Source organism: Rubrivivax gelatinosus, assembly GCF_016583785.1.
Taxonomy (GTDB): Bacteria; Pseudomonadota; Gammaproteobacteria; order Burkholderiales; family Burkholderiaceae_C; genus Rubrivivax; species Rubrivivax gelatinosus_B.
On sequence record NZ_NRRU01000007.1, the window covers coordinates 62,936 to 84,300 of the forward strand.

Below are 21,365 nucleotides of genomic sequence, written 5' to 3' on the forward strand. Positions count from 1 at the left end.
TAGCAACTGGATTATAGGGGCGGCCGTCCAGGCTTCAAGAGCCCCCATCGACATCTCTGGTGCACCGCGACGGGGCGCGGCGCTGCGCTCAGACGCCGGCCGTGGAGGCGGCGGCGTCGGGCCGTGCGGGGTGTCGGCTGGCGGGCGCGGCCCGGGCCGGTGTCAGAGCTTGCGCACCTCGATGCGGTGCTTCTGCAGCGCGTAGCCGAGCTGGCGCGGCGTGATGCGCAGCAGGCGTGCGGCCTTGGCCTGCACCCAGCCGCATTGCTCCATCGCCCAGATCAGGCGTTCGCGTTCGCCGTCGGGCGGCGGGCCGGCCTGGCGCGAGACCGCCGGCGGCAGATGCTGGGTCGGGCCGATGCGGGTGATGCCGTCGGCCGAAGGTGCCGGCGCCGCGCCTTCGTCCAGCGGCGGGGCGGGGGCCGGGGTCGGAACCGACCAGGACACGGTCTCGGCGTGGCCGTTGCCGCCGAAACCCGCGTTCGGATCGGCGTGCGCGCCGTTGGCGTGCGGGACGGCGGCGCCGTTGAAGCCGGTGCCCGCCGCCGCCGCGGCCACCGCGTCGGCCTTGTCCAGGAAGTGCAGCGTCTGCGTCAGGCAGCGGTTGTTGCGGCAGGGGAAGGCCAGGTCGCGGATCAGGTCGCCCTGGACCATGGTCGCGGTGCGTTCGATGCAGTTCTCCAGCTCGCGCACGTTGCCCGGCCAGTAACAGGCGGTCAGCACCTTCATCGCCTCGGGCGTGACCTTCAGCTCGCGCCGGTTTTCCTTGTTGAAGCGCTCGATGAAGTGGGTCACCAGCGGCGGGATGTCGCTGCGGCGCTCACGCAGCGGCGGCAGGAAGATCGAGACGACGTTGATGCGGTAGTACAGGTCGGCGCGGTACTCGCCGCGCTGCACCATCTTCTCCAGGTCGCGGTTGGTGGCGCAGATCAGGCGCACGTCGACCTTGACCGCCTTGTTGCCGCCGACACGCTCGAACTCGCGCTCCTGCAGCACCCGCAGCAGCTTGGCCTGGAAACCGGGCGAGATGTCGCCGATCTCGTCGAGGAACAGCGTGCCGCCGTGGGCGAGTTCGAAGCGGCCCTTGCGTTCGCCGACGGCGCCGGTGAAGGCACCGCGTTCGTGGCCGAAGAGTTCGCTCTCGAGCAGCGACTCGGTCAGCGCGGCGCAGTTGACCTTGATGAACGGCGCTTCCTTGCGCGGCGACAGGAAGTGGATCGCGCGTGCGATCGCCTCCTTGCCAGTGCCGCTCTCGCCGCGCAGCAGCACGGTGGCGCGCGAGGGTGCGGCCTGATGCACCTCGGTGAACACCTGCTGCATCGCACGCGACTCGCCGATGACGTTGTCCAGCGCCAGCCGGCCACGCGGCTCGCGCGCCAGCGCCTTCTGCAGCCGCGTCGTCTCCTGCAGCAGCCGGGTGTGTTCCGCGCGCACCGCGGCGTGCAGCGCCGCCGACTGCGCCAGCAGCGTCGCCACCATCGTCAGCAGGCGCTGGTCGTCGGTCAGGCGCGCGCCGTCGTCCATCTCGCGCTGCGCCGCGAGCACGCCCAGCGTCGCGCGTTCGGTCTTCATCGGCACGACGACGAAGGCCAGCCGGCGGTCGTCGCGCGCGCCGAAGGCGCCGGTGCGGTCCAGGAACTCGGGGGCCTCGTTGACGTCGGGCACGACCGCCGCCATGCCGCTGGAATAGACGCGGCCGATGACGCCTTCGCCGCTGCGCCAGTGGCCGCGGTTGCTCTGGTCGCGGTCCAGGCCGACGGAGGTGTGCACGCGCAGCAGGTTCTCGCCGTCGGTGGCCGGCATCACCACCATCACGCGCTGCAGGTCGAGCTGGGTCGACAGCAGGTTCAGCGCCACGCGAAAGGTGCGGGCGATGTCCAGCGAGGCGCCCAGCACGCGGCAGACCTCGTAGATCGTGCTCAGTTGAACTTGATAGCGCTCGCTCAGCGCCGTGCGACTCGACATCACGCACCTCCTGCGTCTGACGGGCGGGGCGAGTCGACGTGCCACCCCGGGGCGCCCGGCGCATCGTTGTCGGGCATCGCCCGCACCGACGTCGCCGGTCGATCACATCAACGCAAGAAGCACGCCGATTCGTGCCGACGGTCGAGGGGGTGTGTCGAGGCCTTGAGGCAGCGCAAACGGGCGCGGGCTCAGCGGGCGGCGGTGGCCGCGAGCTTCTCGAGCTCGGCCACGTGCTGGGCTTCCTCGGCCGCGAACTCGGCCGCCAGCGTGCGCACCTCGTGATCGGTGCTGAGCGCCGCGATCGTGGCGTAGAAGGCGTGGCCGCGGCGCTCGCCGTCGAGCGCGAGCGCGAGCGCGTCGGCGGCATCCATCATCGGATCGACACCGGCCCACTCGGCGGTTTCGGGCGGGATGCCCTCGGGCCAGTCGAAGTCGCCCGGGCCGAGCACGGGCAGGGTGCGAAAGCCCGCCCGCGCCTGCGCCTCGGCCAGGTGCAGCCGCGAGAAGTGCGCCATGCGCGCGAAGAAGGCGCGCAACTCGGCGTTGCCGTCGGTGCCCATCGAGGCGGCCAGATCTTCGTAGCGCCGCGCCGCGTCGCGTTCGAGCGCGACCGCGTGGGCGAGGAACTTGTCGACGTCGTTCATCGCCGGTCAGCCGAATTTGAAGAGGATGCCGTAGCCGCCGCGGGGCCAGTCCCATTCGACGTTGGCGTGCTCGCTGCAGATCACGCGGCAGCTGCCGCATTCGAGACAGCCGTCGGTGATCAGCGTCACCGTGCGGTTGCCTTCGGCCTTGTAGCAGCTGGCTGGGCAGACGTAGGTGCAGGACTGGGTCTGGCAGGTGTTGGCGCAGACCTCGGGCTTCTTGATGCGGATGTGCGGCCGGCCGTGGTCGACCTTGTACCGGTTCTGGAACAGCTTTTCTTCGACGTTGACGACGACGGCGTTCATCGTGTTGCCCTCCACAGCTTGAACGCGTCGCCGACCAGGCCGGTGACGCGGCGGGCGGCCTTGAAGCTGCCCAGGATCTCGCGCTGCTTGGTCGCCTTGTCGACGCCATCGACCGTGAAGTAGGTCTTGGCGGCGCGGTTGACGAGCGCGGGGTAGGTGTTGAAGAAATAGGGGCTGGTCTCGAGCACTTCCGGCAGGTGCTGGTACTTCTTCAGGTCCTTCATGACGAAGCTGGCGTCGAGGCTGGCCTTGTAGGCCGACAGCGTGCGTGCATCCATCGTCTTGCCGGCAGCCTTGGCGGCGGCCACGGTCTCGCCGGCCAGGCGGCCGCTGGTCATCGCCAGGTTCGAGCCTTCGCGGTGCACCGCGTTCACGAAGCCGGCCGAGTCGCCGACGATCATCCAGCCGTCGCCGTAGAGCTGCGGTATCGCGCGCAGCCCGCCTTCGGGGATCAGGTGGGCGGCGTATTCCTTCATCTCGCCGCCTTCGAGCATCGGCGCGATGCTGGGGTGCTTCTTCAGCTTCTCCAGCAGCGCGTAGGGAGAGGTGCGCTTCTCGTTGGCCTTGAAGTCCGACAGCAGGCAGCCGACGCCGATGGTCAGCGAGTCCTTGTTCGTGTAGAGGAAGCCGGTGCCGACCATGCCTTCGGTCACGGTGCCGACCATCTCGATGACGACGCCTTCTTCTTCCTTGACGTTGAAGCGCTGCTGGATCACCTCTTCGGGCATGAAGAGGATCTCCTTGACCGCGAGCGCGACGTTCTTGGCCTGGATCTCGCCGTGCAGCCCGGCCTTGCGCGCCAGCACCGAGTTGACGCCGTCGGCGAGCACGACGACGTCGGCGAAGACCTCGCCGCCGATGCGGTCGCAGCGCACGCCGACGCAGCGTTTGCCGTCCATCAGCAGCTCGTCGACGGTGGTCTCGCAGATCACCAGCGCGCCGGCTTCACGCACCTTGGAGCTGAACCACTTGTCGAACTGGGCGCGGATGATCGTGTAGCGGTTGTACGGCGGCTTGTTGTAGTCGTCGCTGCGGTAGTGGCTGCCGACGAAGCTGTTGTCGTCGAGCACCCACATGCGCTGCTCGATGATGTGGCGTTCCAGCGGCGCGTCGTCGCGGAAGTCGGGGATCAGCTTCTCGAGCGCGTCGGCGTACAGGATCGCGCCCTGCACGTTCTTGCTGCCGGGGTACTCGCCGCGTTCGATCTGCAGCACCTTGAGCCCGGCCTTGGCCATCGTCAGCGCGGCGGCGTTGCCCGAGGGCCCCGCGCCGACGACGATGGCGTCGAACTTCTCGTTGGACATCGTGGGCTCCTTCAGGCGGCGATACGCACGCGTTTGGCCAGGTGATTGCGGAAGGTCTGGGTCAGCACCGGCAGCACCTGCATCGCGCTGCCGACGATGCCGTGGTGGGCGAAGTCGAAGATCGGTGCGTTCGGGTCGGTGTTGATCGCGACGATGCAGTCCGAGCTCTCCATGCCGACGCGGTGCTGGATCGCGCCCGAGATGCCGGCGGCGATGTAGAGCTTGGGCCGCACCGTCTTGCCGGTCTGGCCGACCTGGCGTTCGGTCTCGCACCAGCCGGCCTGGGTGACGGCGCGCGTGGCGCCGACCTCGGCGCCGAGCACCCGCGCCAGCTCCCAGACGAGCTTGAAGTTCTCGGCCGTCTTCAGCCCCTTGCCGCCGCTGACGATGATGTCGGCATAGGCCAGGTTGACGGTGTTGCGGGTGGCGTCGGGGATGAAGTCGAGCAGCTTGGTGACGATGTCGGTCTCGACCATGCCCAGCGTCATCTCGACGATGTCGCCGCTGCGCGTGTCGTCGCGCCGCGGCATCGCCATCACGCGCGGGCGCACGGTCGCCATCTGCGGGCGGTAGGCCAGCGTCATGATCGTGCACAGCAGCGAGCCGCCGAAGGTCGGCCGCGTCGCCGCCATGGCGCGGCCGTCGATGCGCAGCTCAGTGCAGTCGGCGGTGAGGCCCGTGCCCAGCGTCGTCGCGACGCTGCCGGCGAGGTCGCGGCCCATCGTCGTCGCGCCCAGCAGCAGGATCTCGGGCTGGTGGCTGTTGACGAGGTCGGTCAGGCCCTTGGTGAAGGGCTCGTTGCGGTAGCCCTGCAGCACCGGGTCGCGCATCAGGTAGCAGCGGTCGGCGCCGTAGGTATAGGCCTCTTTCGCGTAAAGCTCCAGGTCGTCGGCCGGGCCGCCCATCAGCACGCCGCTGACGGTGACGCCCAGCGTGTCGGCGAGTTTTCGCGCCTCGCCCATCAGCTCCCAGCTGACGCTGTGCACGTGGCCGCGGTCGTGTTCGATGAAGACCCAGACGCCCTTGTAGGCCTTCAGGTGCTCCGGCAGCTCGGTGTTGCGCCCGGCACGGCCGGCGGGGCGCGGTGCGGCGGGTTTTGCGGCTTCGCTCATTGAGTTCTCCTGTTTGCCATGGCCGGCGCTGCAGCGCGAGACGGCGGCGCTTCAAGCGGCCGCCGCGGAGCCGGCTTTGCCGGGCCGCTGGCGGCGCCCCCTTGAGGGGGAGCGCCGAAGGCGCTACGGGGGTGGTCCATCTCAGGCGCTGAGGCGTTCGACGGTTTCTTCTTCCAGCGCCGGATGCGTGGTGAAGATCTTCTGCAGCAGGTTCAGGCAGACGTCGTTGACGCTGGTGTCGGCGACGACCTGCATCTCGGCCTTGGTCGCACGCGGCGTCGGGCCGAAGACCTTGCTGACGACGGTGGGCGAGCCCTTCAGGCCGATCTTGCTGACGTCCTCGATGCCGGCGTCGTCCTTGTTCCAGCGCCGCACCGGGCAGCGGCCGGCGCGCAGCATGTCGGCCATGGTCGCGAAGCGCATCTCGTTCGTGCCTTCGAGCATCGTGATCAGCGAGGGCAGCGTCGTCTCGAGCAACTGCACGCCGCCTTCGGCGCGGCGCTCGACCTGGATGCGGCGCGCGTCGAGGTCGACCTCGACGATGCGGCTGACGTAGGTCAGCAGGTTCACGCCCAGGCGCTTGGCGATGCCGGGGCCGACCTGGGCGGTGTCGCCGTCGATCGTCTGCTTGCCGGTGAAGACCAGGTCGACCGTCTGCTCCTGGCCGATCTTGCGGATCGCCGCGGCCAGCGCGTAGCTGGTGGCCAGCGTGTCGGCGCCGGCGAAGGAGCGGTCGGTGACGAGGATGGCGTCGGTGGCGCCGAAGCTGATGCACTTGCGCAGCGCGTCCTCGGCCTGCGGCGGGCCCATGCAGAGCACGGTGACGCGGCCGCCGAACTGGTCCTTCAGCCGCAGCGCCTCTTCGAGCGCGAACAGGTCGTAGGGGTTGACGATCGCCGGCACCCCCTGCCGCATGATGGTGTTGGTGACGGGGTGGACACGGATCTGCGCCGAGTCGGGCACCTGCTTGATGCAGACGACGATGTGCATGGCTGCTCCTTCGGTTTCAGACGCCGGCGCTGCGGCGTTCGGCCAGGCTCTGGCGCAGCGAGGCCAGCGGCACCGCCTGCACGCCCTGGGCGTCCTGGAAGACCTTGAACACCTTCTCGCGCACGCCGCTGGAGACGGTGAAGTCGGTGTAGGCCTGGGTCAGCAGGTCGCGGTAGCGGCGGAAGGTCTGGACCTCGTCGAGCTCGGCCAGCCCCGGTGCCGCTTTCAGGTACTGGTGGAAGCGCTTGAGGATGTGCAGCCGGTTCACCTGCACGACACGTTCTTCGTAGGGCACGCCGAAGAAGCGCAGGAAGTCCTCGGCGCTGGACAGGTGCTGCAGGCGTTGGCTCAGGGTGTCCATCGGCGTCTCCTTCGGGGCCTCAGGCGTGCGCGAGCGCGAAAGCGCCCTCGCAGGTGTCGAGATAAAAGCGCGCCAGGTCGTCGGCGCTGGGCTCGACCTTGGTGGCGGCGACGTGTTCGCGGATGCGTTCCAGCAGCCCGGCGACCTGCCAGGGCGGCACGGTCAGGCCCAGGCGCGCGTAGCGCTCGACGATGGCGGCGCTGCCCGAGTGTTTGCCCAGCACCAGCCGGTGCGTGCGGCCCAGTTCCTCGGGGGCGAAGGTCTCGTAGTTGCGGCGGTCCTTCAGCAGGCCGTCGACGTGGATGCCGCTCTCGTGGCTGAACACCGCGTCGCCGACGATGGACTTGCCCGGCGCCACCGGCCGCCCGGAGGCGTGGGCGACGAGCGCGCTGATCGTCGGCAGCGTGTCGGTGCGGATGCCGCATTCGATGCCGTGCACGTGGCGCAGCGCCATCACCACCTCTTCCATCGCGGCGTTGCCGGCACGTTCGCCCAGCCCGTTGACGGTGGTGCTCGCGTGGGTGGCGCCGGCCATCGCCGCGGCCAGCGTGTTGGCGGTGGCCAGGCCCAGGTCGTCGTGGGCGTGGATCTCGATCTCGAGGTCGACCGCGGCGCGCAGCGCGGCGATGCGCAGATGGGTCTGGAAGGGGTCGAGCAGCCCCAGCGTGTCGGCGTAGCGCACGCGGCGTGCGCCGGCGCCCTGTGCCGCGACCGCGGCGGCGGCCAGGAACCCCGGGTCGGCACGCGAGGCGTCCTCGAAGCCGACGCTGACCGCAACGCCGCCGTCGGCCAGGCGCGTGACGTGGTGGCGGATCACCTGCAGCACCCAGTCGCGGTCGCGGCCGAGCTTGCGTTCGATCTGGATGTCGGACACCGGCACCGAGACGTGCACGATGTCGGCGCCGCAGCGCAGTGCGGCGGCGATGTCGCTGTCGGCCATGCGCGCCCAGACCATGGTGCGCGCCTGGCGCACGCGGCGCGTGATCGCCTGGATCAGCTCGACCTCGTGTTCGCCCATCGCCGGGATGCCGATCTCCATCTCGGGCACGCCGGCGGCGTCGAGTGCGCCGGCGATGGCCAGCTTCTCGTCGTCGGTGAACGCGACGCCGGCGGTCTGTTCACCGTCGCGAAGCGTCGTGTCGTTGATCGTCAGTCGATGGGCGAGCGGGGCGGGGGACACAGGCGGACTCCAGCAGCTATGGCCTGGCTTCCGCAAGCGCCGTGCCACTGCGCTGGAACACGCAAGTTGTTGTCAATCAAGGAGTTTTGCTCTCGTGCGGGCGCTGTCCCGTTTGTCCGGTTGGCGACAGCCGCGCTCGCCGCCGCCACCCGCGGCCACAAAACGAACGCGGCGCCCGCGGCCTTGGGGGCCGGGGCGCCGTGAAGATCGGGTGCGTTGGCGAGCTTGGGAGCTCAGCGCTCCCGTGCGTGGTTCTTCGAGTAGCGCGGCAACTCGATCACGAGCTCCGGCCCGTCTACCTTCACGCAGCACGACAGCCGCGACGCGGCTTCCAGCCCCCAGGCGTCCGACAGCTGCTCGTCCTCGTCGTCGTCGACCGGGTTCAGGTGCTCGGCGCCCTGGCGCACGTAGACGTGGCAGGTGGCGCAGGCGCCGACCTTGTCGCAGGCGTGTTCGACCGCGATGCCGTTGATCAGCAGTTCGTCGACCAGCGAATTGCCCGGCGCGGCGTCGAAGCTCAGGCCGCCGGGGCAGAGCTCGGCGTGCGGCAGCACGGTGATGCGGGTGGTATCGGGGGCGTCTGAACTCATGCGGCCATCTGTTCGAGCGTGCGACCGGACAGCGCACTGCGCACGCGCTCGTCCATGCGGCGCGCCGCGAACGGCGTCGTGATCCGGTTGAGCTCGTCGCCCGCACGGCGCAGGCGCTCGCGCAGCGCCTTGTGGGCTTCAGGCGTCGTGCCTTCACCCTCGGCACATTCTGCCAGCGCGTCGATCACGTCCTGCATCGCACGCAGGATCTGGAACAGCTCGGGGCTGGACAGCAGGCGCTCGCCGTCTTCGTGCAGCGCGCCCTCGGTGGCGTCGAGCAGGCGGCGGGCGTCGACCTCGGCCTCGCGCAGCGTGCGCGCGGCGGCGTCTTCGGCGGCGTGGCCCAGCGCCTGCTGCAGCATGCCGGCCACCTGCTGGGTGTCCAGGCCGTAGCTGGGCTTGACCTCGACCTGGGCGTGCGCGCCCGAAGTCTGCTCGACGGCGCTGACCGACAGCAGCCCGTCGGCGTCGATCTGGAAGGTGACGCGGATGCGCGCCGCGCCGGCCACCATCGCCGGGATGCCGCGCAGCGTGAAACGCGCCAGCGACCGGCACTCGCTGACCAGCTCGCGTTCGCCCTGCACCACGTGCAGCACCATCGCGGTCTGGCCGTCCTTGAAGGTGGTGAAGTCCTGGGCACGCGCCGTCGGCACGGTGCTGTTGCGCGGGATGATCTTCTCGACCAGGCCGCCCATCGTTTCCAGCCCCAGCGACAGCGGGTTGACGTCGAGCAGCAGCAGGCCGTCGCTGCGGTTGCCGGCGAGCTGGTCGGCCTGGATCGCGGCGCCCAGCGCCACCGCTTCGTCGGGGTCGATGCCGGTGTAGGGCTCGCGGCCGAAGAGTTTGGCGACGGCGGCGCGCACCGCCGGCATGCGCGTGGCGCCGCCGACGAGCACGACGCCGTCGACCTCGCCGGCCTTCAGCTTGGCGTCGCGCAGCGCGCGCCGCACCGGGCCCAGCGTGCGTTCGACCAGCGCCTGCGTCAGCGTCTCGAACTGGCTGCGTGTGATGGTCGCGGTGGCCGGTGTGCCGTCGGCGCGCAGGCAGTGCATCACGGCGCGGTCCAGGCTGCTCAGCGTTTCCTTCGTGTGCCGTGCCGCGGCGTGCAGCCGCGCCAGGTCGCCGGGGTGCCAGCCGCCGGTCTCGGCGGCGAACCACTGCGCCAGCAGGTGGTCGAAGTCGTCGCCGCCCAGCATCGGGTCGCCCGAGGTCGACACGACCTCGAAGACACCGCGCGCCAGGCGCAGGATGCTGACGTCGAAGGTGCCGCCGCCCAGGTCGTAGACGACGTAGACACCTTCGCTGGCCGACTCCAGCCCGTAGGCCACCGCCGCCGCCGTCGGTTCGTTCAGCAGGCGCAGCACGTTGATGCCGGCGAGCGCGGCGGCGTCCTTGGTCGCCTGGCGCTGGGCGTCGTCGAAATAGGCCGGCACCGTGATCACGGCGCCGACCAGCGGGCCGCCGAGTGCGGCCTCGGCACGTTCCTTCAGCAGCTGCAGCACTTCGCCGCCGACGTCCACCGGGCTCTTCAGCCCGGCACGCGTGCGCACGCCGACGGCGCTGGCGCTCAGGCGGTCGAGTTCGTAGGGCACGCTGCCGGGTGCGACGTCCTCGAGTGCACGCCCGATCAGGCGTTTGGCCGAAGCGACGGTATTCAGCGGGTCGGTGCTGGCGTAGGCCAGCGCCGCGGCACCGACGCTCAGCACGCCGTCCTCGCCGTAGTGCACCACCGAAGGCAGCAGGCGCCGGCCGTCGGCGTCGGGCAGCACCAGCGGCTCGCCGCTGCGCACCGTGGCGACGAGCGAGTTCGTCGTGCCCAGGTCGATGCCGACGGCCAGCCGGTGCTGGTGCGGCGCGGCGGCGCGTCCGGGTTCGGCGATCTGCAGCAGCGCCATGGCGGGTTCCTCAGAAGGTGTGAAGGAACCCGGCGTGCCCGCGACGGGGTGCAGCCGGGTGTCGGGCAAGGCGCGTCGCGCGGCCGGTACTCGATGTACCGGCAAGCGGCGCAACGCCGCCTGGCGCCCGGATGTGCCCCGTCCCGCAGGGTCGAGCCGACGAGCGACCCCGAGGCGGTGCCGGGCGCGCCGCGATCAGCGCCGAGATGTCGTCGCGAGGTCGCACGTTCGGGGTCGCTGGGCGGATCGACGCGGGCATGGCGGGTTCCTTCACACCTTCTTAGACTGCGAAGGACTCGCCGCAGCCGCAGGTGGCTGCGGCGTTGGGGTTGTCGAACTTGAAGCCTTCGTTCAGGCCTTCGCGCACCCAGTCGAGCTGGGTGCCGTCGAGCAGCGGCAGGCTCTGCGCCGACACCAGCAGCTGCACGCCTTCGCACTCGAACACCAGGTCCTCGGGCGCGGGTGCGTCGGCGAACTCGAGCGCGTAGGCGTAGCCCGAGCAGCCGCTGGTCTTGACGTCCAGCCGCAGGCCGACGCCGCCGCCGCGTTTGACCAGCGCCTTGCGGATCTGCGCCGCGGCCTTGGGGGTGACGCTGACGGCCATGGCGTCAGACCGAGAACGACGAGCCGCAACCGCAGGTGCTGGTCGCGTTCGGGTTGCGGATCACGAAGCGTGCGCCTTCGAGCTTGTCCTCGTAGTCGATCTCGGCGCCCACCAGGTACTGCAGGCTCATCGCGTCGACGACGACGGTGATCGGCTCGCGCGCGACGCGGATGTCGTCTTCCTTGACCTCGTCGTCGAAGGCGAAGCCGTACTGGAAACCCGAGCAGCCGCCGCCGGTGACGTAGATGCGCAGCTGCAGGCTGGGGTCGCCTTCCTCGGCGAGCAGCTCGCTCACCTTGGCGACGACGGCGTCGCTGATCTTGATCGGCTCGCCGCCTTCGGGCAGCAGCGGCGGGTCGGCGCGCGGCAGCAGTTCGGCGGGGGCGGCGGCGTGGCCTTGGGACTGGCAGGCGGACATCGTGGACTCCTGTGGTTCAGGCGCGGCCTTCAGGCCGCTTCGCTGTGGTGGTCGGCGGGTTTGGAGGGCGCGCAGGCCTTTTCCTCGATCAGCCCGCCGGGGCCGGCGTGGCGCTGGCGGTAGTCGGCGACCGCGGCCTTGATCGCGTCCTCGGCGAGGATGGAGCAGTGGATCTTCACCGGCGGCAGCGCCAGCTCCTCGGCGATCGCGGTGTTCTTGATCGCCAGCGCCTGCTCCAGCGTCTTGCCCTTGACCCACTCGGTGACGAGCGAGCTCGACGCGATCGCCGAGCCGCAGCCGTAGGTCTTGAAGCGTGCGTCCTCGATGACGCCGGTGCTCGGGTCGACCTTGATCTGCAGCTTCATCACGTCGCCGCAGGCCGGTGCGCCGACCATGCCGGTGGCCACCGAGGCGTCGTCGGCGGCGAACGAACCGACGTTGCGCGGGTTCTCGTAGTGGTCGACGACCTTGTCGCTGTATGCCATGGTGCTGCTCCTTGGGGATTCAGTGCGCCGCCCACTGGATGGACGCGAGGTCGACGCCGGCGCAGTGCAGGTCCCACAGCGGGCTCAGCGTGCGCAGGCGCTCGACGGTGCGGCGCGTCAGCTCGACGGCGGCGTCGATCTCGTCTTCGGTCGTGAAGCGCCCGACCGAGAAGCGGATCGAGCTGTGCGCGACCTCGTCGGACAGGCCGAGCGCACGCAGCACGTAGCTCGGCTCCAGGCTGGCCGAGGTGCAGGCCGAGCCCGAGGACACCGCGATGCCCTTCATGCCCATCAGCAGCGACTCGCCTTCGACGAACTGGAAGCTGATGTTCAGGTTGTGCGGGATGCGCGACTGCAGGCAGCCGTTGACCCGGGTCTCGGGGATCGCCGCCAGCCCCGCCAGCAGCCGGTCGCGCAGCATGCGGATGCGTTCGTTCTCGAGCGCCATCGACACCCGCGCCAGCCGGTAGGCTTCGCCCATGCCGACGATCTGGTGCGTCGGCAAGGTGCCCGAGCGCATGCCGCGTTCGTGGCCGCCGCCGTGGATCAGGGCCTCGATGCGCACGCGCGGCTTGCGCCGCACGTACAGCGCGCCTATGCCCTTGGGGCCGTAGGTCTTGTGCGCCGACAGGCTCATCAGGTCGACCGGCAGCGTCGCCAGGTCGATCTCGACCTTGCCGGTGGCCTGGGCGGCGTCGACGTGGAACAGCACGCCACGCGCGCGGCAGATGCGCCCGAGCGCCGCGACGTCCTGGATCACGCCGATCTCGTTGTTCACCAGCATCGCCGAGGCGAGCACGGTGTCGGGCCGCAGCGCGGCTTCGAAGGCGGCCGGGTCGACCAGGCCGTCGGCGCCGACGTCGAGGTAGGTCGCCTGCCAGCCGGCGCGTTCGAGCTCACGCACCGTGTCCAGCACCGCCTTGTGTTCGGTCTTGAGCGTCACCAGGTGGCGGCCGCGCGCGTGGTGGAACTGGGCCGCGCCCTTGATCGCGAGGTTGTTGCTCTCGGTCGCGCCGGAGGTCCAGACGATCTCGCGCGGGTCGGCCCCGACGAGCGCGGCGACCTGTTCGCGCGCGATCTCGACCGCCTCCTCGGCGGCCCAGCCGAAAGCGTGGCTGCGCGAGGCCGGGTTGCCGAACTGCTCGTACAGATACGGCAGCATCGCCTGCACGACCCGCGGGTCGACCGGTGTCGTGGCCGCGTAGTCGAGGTAGATCGGCTTGGCGCTGAGGTCCATCGCAGGCTCCGGCTGAAGGGCTTTCCCGATCCCCACATCGCAGGGACCGTGCCAGCCCGGCGCCTGGCGAAAAACTGATCTGGATCAGACACTTGGCTCGCGCCGGGTGGATCGTCGCAGACACCGGCAACCGCCTTGCACCTGTCGCTTTTGTCGCCATTGCGACGTCCGGCGGCCTTGTAGCGCGCAGCGGGGCTGCCGGGCGCGCGTGAAGGAGAGCCCAGATGAACCTGTTCAGCGGTGTTGCATCCGAGGCCTTTTCCGGCGGCGAACTGCCGTCCGTGGTGCATGGCCTGCTGCGCCAGGCCGCCGCCGCCGGGCCGGCCGAGCGCGGTGCGCTGTTGTGGACGGCGCAGGCGATCGCGCCGCAGGCGCTGGCGCTCTACGTCGCGCTGGCCAAGCACCACGCGCAGCGGCGCGAGTTCGAGCTCGCCGAACGCGCCGCGCTGCGTGGCGCGCACGAGGCGGCGTGTGCCGCCGGGCTGGACGAACGGGGCCGGCCGCTGGGCGCCGGCGCGGCGCCCGATTTCGGCGTCGACGGCCCGGCGCGTTTCTGGCTCTTCATGCAGAAGGCGCTGGCCTTCATCGCGCTGCGCGCCGGCGACCTGGACGCCGCGCACGACCGGCTCGAGCTGATCGAAACGCTGGCCCCGCAGGCGCGCCTGGGCGACGAGGTCATCGCCGCGCTGCTGCGTGCCGCACCCGACGACTGAGAAGGTGTGAAAGAACCCGCCATGCCCGCGTCGAACCGCCCAGCGACCCCGAACGTGCGACGGCGCGACGACGCCCGACACCCGGCTGCACCCCGTCGCGGGCACGCCGGGTTCTTTCACACCTTCTGACTCAGACGCGGAACTCGAAGAGCTGCGGCGTTTCCTGGCGGTGGACCTTCAGCCAGCCCAGCGTCGCCGGCAGCAGCGACTCGGCGGCGAACCAGGCGGCGTCGTCGGCGCCGGGGCCGTCTTCCAGCAGCGCGCTGCCGACGTAGCGCCAGCCGTCGAAGTCGATCTCGGACAGCCTCTCCTGGGCCGCGGCCGGCAGCGAGGCCAGCGTGCGCGCGACGACCAGCAGCTGGCGCCGCGCTTCGGCGCGTGTCAGGCGGGAACGCCGGAAGTCTCTCTCGGTGAGACCGTCGACGAGGATCAGCACCGCCTCGCCGGCCTCGTGCACGAGCTGCAGCATCGCGGCGGTGATCATCGTCGCCGGTTCGTGCGGGCGTGCCGGCGCCGGCTGTTCAGGCCGCGGCCATGACCGGCCGCGTGCCGTCCTCGGGCCCGAAACACAGCGCGTGGTCGCAGCAGACGGCGCAGCTCGGCGACTTGCAGATCAGGATCTGCTCGCGTTCGCACAGCTGCTTGTAGAGGAACTTCTTCCACTTCATGTCGCCGCTGTTCTTGCGCGCCAGCGCCGGGAACCACCAGGACATCAGCGCCGACAGCTCGGTGCGTGAACCCAGCTGCAGGTCCTGCCAGAGGTGGTTGTCGCCCAGGCAGGCGACGGCGACGGTCTCGGCGATGGCCGCCGCCGCCTCGCGCGGGCTGTCGCTGTGCTCCAGCAGCAGCGCGACCAGGTCCTCGACCTCGTCGGCGCGGGCTTCGCGCCGCGCCAGTGCTGCGGGGACGGGACGGGGCAGCATCTCAGGCGGGCACGGCGGCGTGCGTGTAGCACTTCTTCGGGCAGATCTTCGAGCAGGCGGTGCAGCCGATGCACAGCTCGCCGTGCGCGATCGTCATGACCTTTTTCTCGTACTCCTCGTCGTCGTCGCCGTCGGGGTCGAGCGCGATGCGTTCGCCGTCCTCGTCCAGGCCGATGAGCTCGAGCACGCCGCGCGGGCAGACGCGAAAGCAGCGGCCGCAGCCGATGCACTTGCCTTCGTCGATCTTCTGCACGAAGGACGGCGTCCAGGTGGCGCCGGAGGGCAGGGTGATGCTGAAGTCGGACACGGTGTTCTCCGTCAGGCGGCCTGGGCCGCGGCGAGCTGCGCGCGTGCGGCCAGCAGCGCCGCGTACGCCTGGTGGGCGACCTGCGCGACCTCGGGAATGCGCTCCCAGTTCGTCGGCAGTTCTTCCGACAGGTCGTGCAGGTCCATCTTCGCCTGCGTCGCGCGGGCGTTGAGCTTCTTGATCTCGGCTTTCAGGGCTTCCAGGTCCGGCATCTCATGCTCCCCAGGTGGCGACGTCGCGGTGCTGACCGATCATCGCCACGCCCTCGGCCACCAGCTTGTTGCCGGCTTCGGCCAGCTTGGCCAGGCTGGGGTAGCCGAAACGGTGCACGTCGCGCAGGTGGCGGTTGACGACGACCAGGCGGCCGGCGGTCAGCACGGTGCGGCCGAAACCCTCGTGGCTCATCTTGGTCATCGGGCTGACCATCACGCCGGTGGCGCGTTCGATCGCCAGGCCGATGGCGTTGTGGAACAGGTCCAGGCGCCACAGCGTGTCGGGGTCGGGGTCGCCCATGATCGGCAGCGCGCGGCGCTGTTCGGCCGTCAGGATGTAGGGTTCGAGCAGTTGCAGGTCGCTCTTGCCGTCCCAGCTGCCGTGCGTGTCCTGGGCGCGGATCTGCTTGACCAGCTCACGCACGAAGGCGTCCTGCAGCAGCGCGCCGTCGTCGACCGCGGCGGCGGCCTCGGTCGTGGTGTTCATGGCTTCACCTCGGCGTCGTCCTCGAAGTCGTAGCGGCGCTCCTGGCCCTTCAACAGCGCCTTGCGCAGCCACGGCGGCGGCGTGCCGCGCAGCACGTTCTGCAGCTTGTCGAGCACGTCGAGAATGGGGTCGGGCTGGGTCAGCTTGACCGGGTGGATGCGGCTGGCGACGACACGCGCGGCGGCCGAGCCGCCGATCGCGGCCACGTAGACGATCGCGCAGTCGGCGATCGCGGCCAGCTTGGGTGTCAGCTTGTCCTCGTTGCCGTCTTCCTCGAGCCCCTCGCCGAAGGCGAAGTCCTCGACGAAGGCGTAACCCTCGGGGGTGACGTCGTAGACCGCCAGATGCTGGGCCCAGCCGAAGTGCGCGTCGACGCGCTGCTGGTCCTGGGTGGCGAAGGCGACTTTCATGTGCGCTCCGGGAAGTGGATGGGGGACGGGGCGGCCTTGTCGCGGCGCGGGATCTGCGCCGGCACATGGGCGACGGCCGGCACGACGCGTTCGACCGCGGCGGCGCTGGCCGCCGGCAGCGGCCAGTCGTCGGGGCCGTGGTGGCCGATCTGCTCGATCAGCGTGTTGGCGACGGCGCAGACGAAGTCGCGTGTGCCGCGGTAGCCGACCTGGCGGATGTGGGCGTTGCCGACGCGGTCGAACATCGGGATGCCGATGCGGTACAGCGGCAGGCCCAGGCGTTCTGCCGCCTGGCGGCCGTGGGCGTGCGTCATCAGCAGCTCGGCGCCGGCGGCCTGGGCCGAACGTTCGAAGTCCTCGAGGTCGCCGATCAGCACCTCGCTCGTCGGCAGGCGCTCGAGCAGCGGCGATTTGCCGGTCGTCACGCAGGCCACGAGTTCGGCGCCCATCTCGGCGAGAAAACTGCCGGCGGCCCACAGCAGGTCGGGCTCGGCGGCGAGCGCGATCTTCGCGTTGCCGGTGTGGAAGTGGCAGTCGAGCATGGCGTCGACGAGCTGGCTGCGCTGGCGCCGCAGCTTGGCCGGCACCTCGCGCCCGGAGATCTCGGCCAGCCGGCGCACCAAGGCGTCGGTGGCGGTGAGGCCGGTCAGGCGGTCGAAGAGCGTGAACGGCACGCCGCAGCGGGCTTGCAGTGCCTCGGCCGCCGGCCGCATCTGCTCGCCGACGGCGAGTGCGTGCACCGCGCCGCCCAGGGCCTCGATGTCGGCCAGCGGCGTGCCGCCTATCGTCGTGCCCAGCCAGGTCTCGGGGATGTGGCCGTCGAGCGAGCCCGAGATGTCGGGCACGACCAGCGGCTGCAGCCCGAAGGCCTCGATGGTTTCGCGCAGCTCCTCGATGTCGGCCGGCGACAGGTGGCAGCCGGGCAGCAGTGCGACGACACCTTCGCGCCGGGGCTCGTGCTCGCGCGGCAGCGTCGAGACGATGGCGGTCACGGCCGCCGCCCAGCCTTCCTGGAAGCCGCCGACGTAGTCGGGTGTCGAGGCGTGCACGACCGCGGTGTCGGCCAGCTCCGGGTGCTGCTGGCGCGCCAGGCGGATGTAGCCGTCGACGTCGTCGCCCTTGGTCTCGGTCAGGCCCGTGGTGCACAGGCCGATGACACGCGGCTTGGCACGCTGGCGGATGTTGAGCAGCGCCTTGGCGAGGTTGTCGTAGCCGCCCATGATGGTGGTGGCTTCGTTCATCGCCGTGGTCTGCAGCGGGATCGCCTCCTTGAAGTGGCGCACCAGCAGCACCAGGCCGAAGGAGGTGCAGCCCTGCGAGCCGTGCATCAGCGGCATGCAGGACTCCAGCCCCATGAAGGCGAAGCTCGCGCCCAGCGGCGCGCTCATCTTCAGCGGGTTGACGCTGCAGGACTTCTTCGTTTCGGTGACGAGAGCCATCGTGCGCTCCCGTTCAGGCCGCCAGCGCCACGGCCGGGGCTTCCCAGGGCGCGGGTGCGCGCACCTGCTGCCAGACCGGGTTGAAGATCGCCTTGTCGATCTCGGCGACCATGGTGACGATGCCCTCGTAACCGGCGAAAGCCTGGTGGCGCTCCTGGTTGATGTCCATCCAGGGCATGCGCGCCTTGAGCGCGACGAACTGGCTGCGGCCGCCCGACAGCATGATGTCGGCGCGTGCGTCGCGCAGCATCGAGTACATCTCGCGCGGCGAGAGGTCGTCGATCATGTGCGCGTCGTCGCCCATGATCTCCTTGATGCGCTGCTTGTCTTCCTTGGTGCTCTTCTTGACGCTGGTGCCGACGATCTCCAGCCCGGCCTCCTGCAGCGCCGAGACCACCGACCAGCTCTTGACGCCGCCGGTGATCAGCAGCACGCGCTTGCCGCTCAGCCGCTCGCGGTAGGCGCGCAGGCGCTCGTAGGCACGCGGCTCCTCGGCGGCGATCAGCGCCTCGGCACGATCGACGATGTCCGCCGGCGCGCCGGTCTGGACCAGCAGCCGCGCGATGTCGCGCAGCGTCTGGCTCATGTCGGCGATGCCGTAGAACGAACCTTCGAAGTACGGGATGCCCCAGCGCTGCTGCATGCGCGTGGCGACGTTGATCATCGACTTCGAGCAGACCATCATGTTGGCCTTGGCCCGGTGCGCCGACGCGATCTCGCGGTAGCGGCCGTCGCCCGACAGGCAGGCCAGCACGCGCACGCCGAGCGCGTCCAGCAGCGGCTTGACCTGCCAGAGTTCGCCCGACAGGTTGTATTCGCCGATGATGTTGATGTCGTAGGGCGTCGTGATCTCGGGCTCGACGGTGCCGATCACGTGGTCCAGCAGCGCCTCGGCGCCGAGTTTGTTGCCCAGGTTCTTCGGGCCGGCGAAACCGGGCGCGTCGACCGGGATCACCGGCAGGCCGAAACGTTCGCTGGCGCGCTGGCAGACGGCCTCGATGTCGTCGCCGATCATCGCCGGCACGCAGGTCTGGTAGACGAAGATCGCCGGCGGCTTCACCTTCTCGGCGATCTCGCGGATCGCCTTGAACAGCCGCTTCTCGCCGCCGTAGATGACGTCGAACTCCGACATGTCGGTGGTGAAGCCGCTGCGGTAGACCTGCGGCCCCGAGGACGCGCTGTGGCGGTTGTCCCAGCCGTTGCCTTCGCAGGCAATCGGGCCGTGCACCAGGTGGGCGACGTCGACGATGGGCTGGAGCGCGATCTTGGCGCCGTCGAAGGCGCAGCCGCCAGCGGCCGCGCCCGGCGTCAGCTGCTTGGTGCAGCCTTTCTTGCGTTCCTTGTCGCCCTTGGCCTGATTGACGTCGCAGCCTGGCTCGTCGAAGACCTGGGCGATCCTGGTTTTGAGCGAAGCGGACATGCGGCGGGCTCCTGTGGGCTGCAGCTGTCTCTTTGCACGATCGGTGCCAGTCCGCCGCGCGCCCGGTTTCCCCGCTGTGACAAGGCTTTGGCGCATTCGGCCGGCGGCGCCGGCCTTGGCGGGATCACGACAAACGCGACGTGCCGGCGTCCGCGGCCCGCTCCGCGGCGGGCGCGCCGTGGGCCGCGGCGATGCCGGCGAGCACTCGGCCGAGCTCGGCCTCCAGCGGCGGCAGCCCGGCGGCGATGCCGGCTTCGTCGCGGGCCTTGACCGCGGCTTCCAGCGCGCGCGTGGCGTCGCGCAGCACGAACGCGCCTATCGTTCCCGTCTCCGACTTCATCATGTGCAGCAGCGCCGCCGCCGCGGCGTGTTCGCCGCCTTCGAGCTGCGCGCGCAGCCGGGCCGCGGTGCCGGCGCGGGTCTGGGCGAAGAGTTCGAGCACGCGCCGGTACAGCGCCGGCTGGTCGGCGGCGAAACGCAGCCCGGCGGCGGTGTCGATGCCGGGCAGGGTCTGCGGCGCGGGCGTGGCCGGTGTCGGGGCCGCGGGCGCAGCCGCAGCGGGCGGCCGCGGCGCTTCGGGGCGCGTCCAGTGCAGCAGGCGCTCGATCAGCGCCTCGGGTTCAAAGGGTTTGCCGAGGTGGTCGCTCATGCCGGCGGCCAGGCAGGCTTCGCGGTCGCTGGCCATCGCGTGTGCGGTCATCGCGATCACCGGCAGGGTCTCCAGCCCCGGCAGGCGGCGCAGCCGGCGCGTCGCTTCCAGGCCGTCCATCAGCGGCATCTGCACGTCCATCAGCACCGCGTCGAAACGTTCGCGCGTCAGCCAGGACAAGGCTTCGAGGCCGTCGCCGGCCATCGCCGTCGTCGCGCCGGCCTGGCGCAGCAGCTCCAGCGTCAGCTCCTGGTTCACCGGGTTGTCCTCGCACAGCAGCAGGCGCAGGCCGTCCAGGCGCCGGGCCGGCGGCGGCGCCGGCAGCGGCGAGCCGGGTGCGGGGGCGTCGCGGCCGAACAGCGCCTCGAGCAGCGCCAGCAGCGTCGCCCCGGTCACCGGCTTGGCCAGCTGCGTGTCCAGCCCCGGGGTCGGCGCGTGTTCGGCGTCGTCGGCGCCGTAGGGCACCAGCGCCACCAGGCGCGCGTGCGCTGCGGCGGCCCGGCGCAGGCGCGGCGCCAGGCCGGGGTCGGCGGCCAGCAGCGTGCCGTCCACCAGCAGCAGCTCGGCACCCAGGGCGGCGGCGGCGACGGTCTCGTCGGCCGTCGCTGTGGTCTGCACGGCGCAGCCCAGTTCGGCGGCACGCGCCGCGACGATCTCCCGGCCGCGGCGGCCGGCGTCGGCCACCAGCACCCGCATGCCGGCGCAGGGCGCGCGCCGCGGCGGGCTGGCGCCCGGGGCGAGCATGAACACGGCGTCGAACTCGAAGTCGCTGCCTGCACCCGGCGTGCTGCGCACGGCGATGTCGCCGCCCATCGCGCGCACCAGCTGGCGGCTGATCGCCAGGCCCAGCCCGGTGCCGCCGTAGCGCCGTGTCGTCGACGCGTCGACCTGGCTGAACGGGCGGAACAGGCGTTCCAGGTCCTGCGGCGACAGGCCTATGCCTTCGTCCTGGACGCAAAAGCGCAGCCGCACCTGGCCCGGCTGCGGGCCGGCTTCGGCACCGATGACGACGACGATCTCGCCGCGTTCGCTGAACTTCACCGCGTTGCCGCACAGGTTGACCAGCACCTGCGACAGCCGCAGCGGGTCGCCGACCAGGCGCCGCGGCACGCTCTCGGGCACGTCGAGCAGGAAACCCAGCCCGCGCCCGTGGGCCTGCAGCGCGACGATGGCAGCGAGCCCGTCGAGCACGGCGTCGAGTTCGAAGGCGTCGTGTTCGAGTTCGAGCCGGCCGGCCTCGATCTTCGAGAAGTCGAGGATCACGTTGACGATGCCCAGCAGCGACTGCGCCGCGGCGCGTGTCTTCTCGAGGTAGTCGCGCTGGCGCGGCTCCAGCTCGGTGCGCAGCGCCAGCGCGGTCATGCCGAGGATGGCGTTCATCGGCGTGCGGATCTCGTGGCTCATGTTGGCCAGGAACTCGCTCTTGGCGCGCGTCGCGGCCTCGGCGGCTTCGCGTGCCGCGACCAGCGTGCGTTCGGTCTCGCGGCGTGCGCTGACGTCGCGCAGCACCAGCTGCACACGCGCCGGCGCGCCGCGCTCGTCGCGTGCGAAGACGGCGAAGCTGGCCTCGGCGGGCAGCAGGCTGGTGTCCTCGCGGCACAGCGACAGCGCCTCGGCCGGCAGCGTGCCGTCGGCCGCCAGCCGCGGCGCCAGCGCCTGCCAGCCCGGCTCGGCGAGCCACTGCGCGGCGGCGCGGCCGAGTGCCGCCGCGCAG

24 protein-coding genes are annotated in these 21,365 nt (G+C 70.8%); 1 reads left to right on the forward strand and 23 read right to left on the reverse strand.

The window, feature by feature from the left end; genetic code table 11:
* Positions 1-162: 162 nt before the first annotated feature.
* The 14 genes from nifA to CKO43_RS03480 form a co-directional block, all read right to left on the reverse strand.
* Positions 163-1,965, reverse strand: coding sequence for a nif-specific transcriptional activator NifA (nifA, locus tag CKO43_RS03415; RefSeq protein WP_200377828.1), 1,803 nt, complete (start codon positions 1,963-1,965; stop codon positions 163-165).
* A 188-nt stretch (positions 1,966-2,153) separates the two neighbouring features.
* Positions 2,154-2,609 (reverse strand): ferritin family protein, encoded by a 456-nt coding sequence (locus tag CKO43_RS03420; RefSeq protein WP_200377829.1) that lies wholly within the window; start codon positions 2,607-2,609, stop codon positions 2,154-2,156.
* Positions 2,610-2,615: 6 nt separating this feature from the next.
* The gene (locus CKO43_RS03425) at positions 2,616-2,915 is read right to left on the reverse strand and encodes a ferredoxin family protein (protein WP_200377830.1); all 300 of its coding nucleotides are present in this window, start codon (positions 2,913-2,915) and stop codon (positions 2,616-2,618) included.
* Positions 2,912-4,219 (reverse strand): FAD-dependent oxidoreductase, encoded by a 1,308-nt coding sequence (locus tag CKO43_RS03430; RefSeq protein WP_200377831.1) that lies wholly within the window; start codon positions 4,217-4,219, stop codon positions 2,912-2,914. The genes CKO43_RS03425 and CKO43_RS03430 overlap by 4 nt, the downstream gene beginning before the upstream one ends.
* Before the next feature lie 11 nt (positions 4,220-4,230).
* Positions 4,231-5,331, reverse strand: coding sequence for an electron transfer flavoprotein subunit alpha/FixB family protein (locus CKO43_RS03435; RefSeq protein ID WP_200377832.1), 1,101 nt, complete (start codon positions 5,329-5,331; stop codon positions 4,231-4,233).
* 141 nt (positions 5,332-5,472) lie between these two features.
* A complete protein-coding gene (locus tag CKO43_RS03440; RefSeq protein ID WP_200377833.1) occupies positions 5,473-6,321 on the reverse strand; it encodes an electron transfer flavoprotein subunit beta/FixA family protein in 849 nt (282 codons plus the stop codon).
* 16 nt (positions 6,322-6,337) lie between these two features.
* Positions 6,338-6,682 carry a nitrogenase-stabilizing/protective protein NifW gene (gene nifW, locus CKO43_RS03445; protein ID WP_200230903.1) on the reverse strand — a complete coding sequence of 115 codons (345 nt, stop codon included), beginning with the start codon at positions 6,680-6,682 and terminating at the stop codon, positions 6,338-6,340.
* Between the two features lie 19 nt (positions 6,683-6,701).
* Positions 6,702-7,862 (reverse strand): homocitrate synthase, encoded by a 1,161-nt coding sequence (gene nifV / locus CKO43_RS03450; protein ID WP_200377834.1) that lies wholly within the window; start codon positions 7,860-7,862, stop codon positions 6,702-6,704.
* Positions 7,863-8,095: 233 nt separating this feature from the next.
* The gene (locus tag CKO43_RS03455; protein ID WP_200377835.1) at positions 8,096-8,452 is read right to left on the reverse strand and encodes a 2Fe-2S iron-sulfur cluster-binding protein; all 357 of its coding nucleotides are present in this window, start codon (positions 8,450-8,452) and stop codon (positions 8,096-8,098) included.
* Positions 8,449-10,347: a Fe-S protein assembly chaperone HscA gene (hscA, locus tag CKO43_RS03460; protein WP_200377836.1), complete on the reverse strand. Its 1,899-nt coding sequence runs from the start codon at positions 10,345-10,347 to the stop codon at positions 8,449-8,451. The genes CKO43_RS03455 and hscA overlap by 4 nt, the downstream gene beginning before the upstream one ends.
* A gap of 280 nt (positions 10,348-10,627) precedes the next feature.
* Positions 10,628-10,951, reverse strand: a complete 324-nt coding sequence (locus CKO43_RS03465; RefSeq protein ID WP_200377837.1) for a HesB/IscA family protein — start codon at positions 10,949-10,951, stop codon at positions 10,628-10,630.
* 4 nt (positions 10,952-10,955) lie between these two features.
* Positions 10,956-11,369, reverse strand: coding sequence for an iron-sulfur cluster insertion protein ErpA (erpA, locus tag CKO43_RS03470; RefSeq protein WP_242478064.1), 414 nt, complete (start codon positions 11,367-11,369; stop codon positions 10,956-10,958).
* A gap of 29 nt (positions 11,370-11,398) precedes the next feature.
* Entirely contained in the window at positions 11,399-11,854 is a 456-nt protein-coding gene (gene iscU / locus CKO43_RS03475; RefSeq protein ID WP_200230911.1) for a Fe-S cluster assembly scaffold IscU, read from the reverse strand.
* Positions 11,855-11,873: 19 nt separating this feature from the next.
* Positions 11,874-13,091, reverse strand: coding sequence for an IscS subfamily cysteine desulfurase (locus CKO43_RS03480; RefSeq protein WP_200230913.1), 1,218 nt, complete (start codon positions 13,089-13,091; stop codon positions 11,874-11,876).
* Positions 13,092-13,315: 224 nt separating this feature from the next.
* Here CKO43_RS03480 and CKO43_RS03485 point away from each other — a divergent pair, with 224 nt between their 5' ends.
* On the forward strand, positions 13,316-13,804 hold the full coding sequence (locus tag CKO43_RS03485) for a hypothetical protein (RefSeq protein ID WP_200230915.1): 489 nt from the start codon (positions 13,316-13,318) through the stop codon (positions 13,802-13,804).
* Positions 13,805-13,934: 130 nt separating this feature from the next.
* Here CKO43_RS03485 and CKO43_RS03490 read toward each other — a convergent pair whose 3' ends face one another.
* The 9 genes from CKO43_RS03490 to CKO43_RS03530 all read right to left on the reverse strand — a co-directional run.
* The gene (locus tag CKO43_RS03490) at positions 13,935-14,288 is read right to left on the reverse strand and encodes a hypothetical protein (protein ID WP_200377838.1); all 354 of its coding nucleotides are present in this window, start codon (positions 14,286-14,288) and stop codon (positions 13,935-13,937) included.
* A gap of 37 nt (positions 14,289-14,325) precedes the next feature.
* Positions 14,326-14,727: a nitrogen fixation protein NifQ gene (locus CKO43_RS03495; RefSeq protein ID WP_200377839.1), complete on the reverse strand. Its 402-nt coding sequence runs from the start codon at positions 14,725-14,727 to the stop codon at positions 14,326-14,328.
* Between the two features lies 1 nt (position 14,728).
* A complete protein-coding gene (gene fdxB, locus CKO43_RS03500) occupies positions 14,729-15,034 on the reverse strand; it encodes a ferredoxin III, nif-specific (RefSeq protein WP_200230922.1) in 306 nt (101 codons plus the stop codon).
* Between the two features lie 11 nt (positions 15,035-15,045).
* Positions 15,046-15,246, reverse strand: a complete 201-nt coding sequence (locus CKO43_RS03505) for a CCE_0567 family metalloprotein (RefSeq protein ID WP_200230924.1) — start codon at positions 15,244-15,246, stop codon at positions 15,046-15,048.
* Between the two features lies 1 nt (position 15,247).
* Positions 15,248-15,733, reverse strand: a complete 486-nt coding sequence (locus CKO43_RS03510; protein WP_200230926.1) for a NifX-associated nitrogen fixation protein — start codon at positions 15,731-15,733, stop codon at positions 15,248-15,250.
* Positions 15,730-16,143, reverse strand: coding sequence for a nitrogen fixation protein NifX (nifX, locus tag CKO43_RS03515; RefSeq protein WP_200230929.1), 414 nt, complete (start codon positions 16,141-16,143; stop codon positions 15,730-15,732). Before nifX ends, CKO43_RS03510 begins: the two co-directional genes overlap by 4 nt.
* Positions 16,140-17,582 (reverse strand): nitrogenase iron-molybdenum cofactor biosynthesis protein NifN, encoded by a 1,443-nt coding sequence (nifN, locus tag CKO43_RS03520; protein ID WP_200377840.1) that lies wholly within the window; start codon positions 17,580-17,582, stop codon positions 16,140-16,142. The genes nifX and nifN overlap by 4 nt, the downstream gene beginning before the upstream one ends.
* A gap of 13 nt (positions 17,583-17,595) precedes the next feature.
* Positions 17,596-19,002 carry a nitrogenase iron-molybdenum cofactor biosynthesis protein NifE gene (gene nifE / locus CKO43_RS03525; RefSeq protein WP_200377841.1) on the reverse strand — a complete coding sequence of 469 codons (1,407 nt, stop codon included), beginning with the start codon at positions 19,000-19,002 and terminating at the stop codon, positions 17,596-17,598.
* 124 nt (positions 19,003-19,126) lie between these two features.
* Positions 19,127-21,365 (reverse strand): response regulator (locus CKO43_RS03530; RefSeq protein WP_200377842.1); only part of this gene is annotated, 2,239 nt, incomplete at its 5' end.

Coding starts and splice junctions, on each gene's coding strand:
- hscA (WP_200377836.1), bottom strand. CDS start 10,347: ATGGCGCTGCTGCAGATCGCCGAACCCGGACGCGCCGCCGCGCCGCAC.
- CKO43_RS03425 (WP_200377830.1), bottom strand. CDS start 2,915: ATGAACGCCGTCGTCGTCAACGTCGAAGAAAAGCTGTTCCAGAACCGG.
- CKO43_RS03485 (WP_200230915.1), top strand. CDS start 13,316: ATGAACCTGTTCAGCGGTGTTGCATCCGAGGCCTTTTCCGGCGGCGAA.
- CKO43_RS03510 (WP_200230926.1), bottom strand. CDS start 15,733: ATGAACACCACGACCGAGGCCGCCGCCGCGGTCGACGACGGCGCGCTG.
- nifA (WP_200377828.1), bottom strand. CDS start 1,965: ATGTCGAGTCGCACGGCGCTGAGCGAGCGCTATCAAGTTCAACTGAGC.
- CKO43_RS03435 (WP_200377832.1), bottom strand. CDS start 5,331: ATGAGCGAAGCCGCAAAACCCGCCGCACCGCGCCCCGCCGGCCGTGCC.
- CKO43_RS03420 (WP_200377829.1), bottom strand. CDS start 2,609: ATGAACGACGTCGACAAGTTCCTCGCCCACGCGGTCGCGCTCGAACGC.
- iscU (WP_200230911.1), bottom strand. CDS start 11,854: ATGGCATACAGCGACAAGGTCGTCGACCACTACGAGAACCCGCGCAAC.
- CKO43_RS03440 (WP_200377833.1), bottom strand. CDS start 6,321: ATGCACATCGTCGTCTGCATCAAGCAGGTGCCCGACTCGGCGCAGATC.
- nifX (WP_200230929.1), bottom strand. CDS start 16,143: ATGAAAGTCGCCTTCGCCACCCAGGACCAGCAGCGCGTCGACGCGCAC.
- nifW (WP_200230903.1), bottom strand. CDS start 6,682: ATGGACACCCTGAGCCAACGCCTGCAGCACCTGTCCAGCGCCGAGGAC.
- CKO43_RS03430 (WP_200377831.1), bottom strand. CDS start 4,219: ATGTCCAACGAGAAGTTCGACGCCATCGTCGTCGGCGCGGGGCCCTCG.
- CKO43_RS03480 (WP_200230913.1), bottom strand. CDS start 13,091: ATGGACCTCAGCGCCAAGCCGATCTACCTCGACTACGCGGCCACGACA.
- CKO43_RS03455 (WP_200377835.1), bottom strand. CDS start 8,452: ATGAGTTCAGACGCCCCCGATACCACCCGCATCACCGTGCTGCCGCAC.
- CKO43_RS03465 (WP_200377837.1), bottom strand. CDS start 10,951: ATGGCCGTCAGCGTCACCCCCAAGGCCGCGGCGCAGATCCGCAAGGCG.
- nifN (WP_200377840.1), bottom strand. CDS start 17,582: ATGGCTCTCGTCACCGAAACGAAGAAGTCCTGCAGCGTCAACCCGCTG.
- nifE (WP_200377841.1), bottom strand. CDS start 19,002: ATGTCCGCTTCGCTCAAAACCAGGATCGCCCAGGTCTTCGACGAGCCA.
- erpA (WP_242478064.1), bottom strand. CDS start 11,369: ATGTCCGCCTGCCAGTCCCAAGGCCACGCCGCCGCCCCCGCCGAACTG.
- CKO43_RS03490 (WP_200377838.1), bottom strand. CDS start 14,288: ATGATCACCGCCGCGATGCTGCAGCTCGTGCACGAGGCCGGCGAGGCG.
- CKO43_RS03505 (WP_200230924.1), bottom strand. CDS start 15,246: ATGCCGGACCTGGAAGCCCTGAAAGCCGAGATCAAGAAGCTCAACGCC.
- CKO43_RS03495 (WP_200377839.1), bottom strand. CDS start 14,727: ATGCTGCCCCGTCCCGTCCCCGCAGCACTGGCGCGGCGCGAAGCCCGC.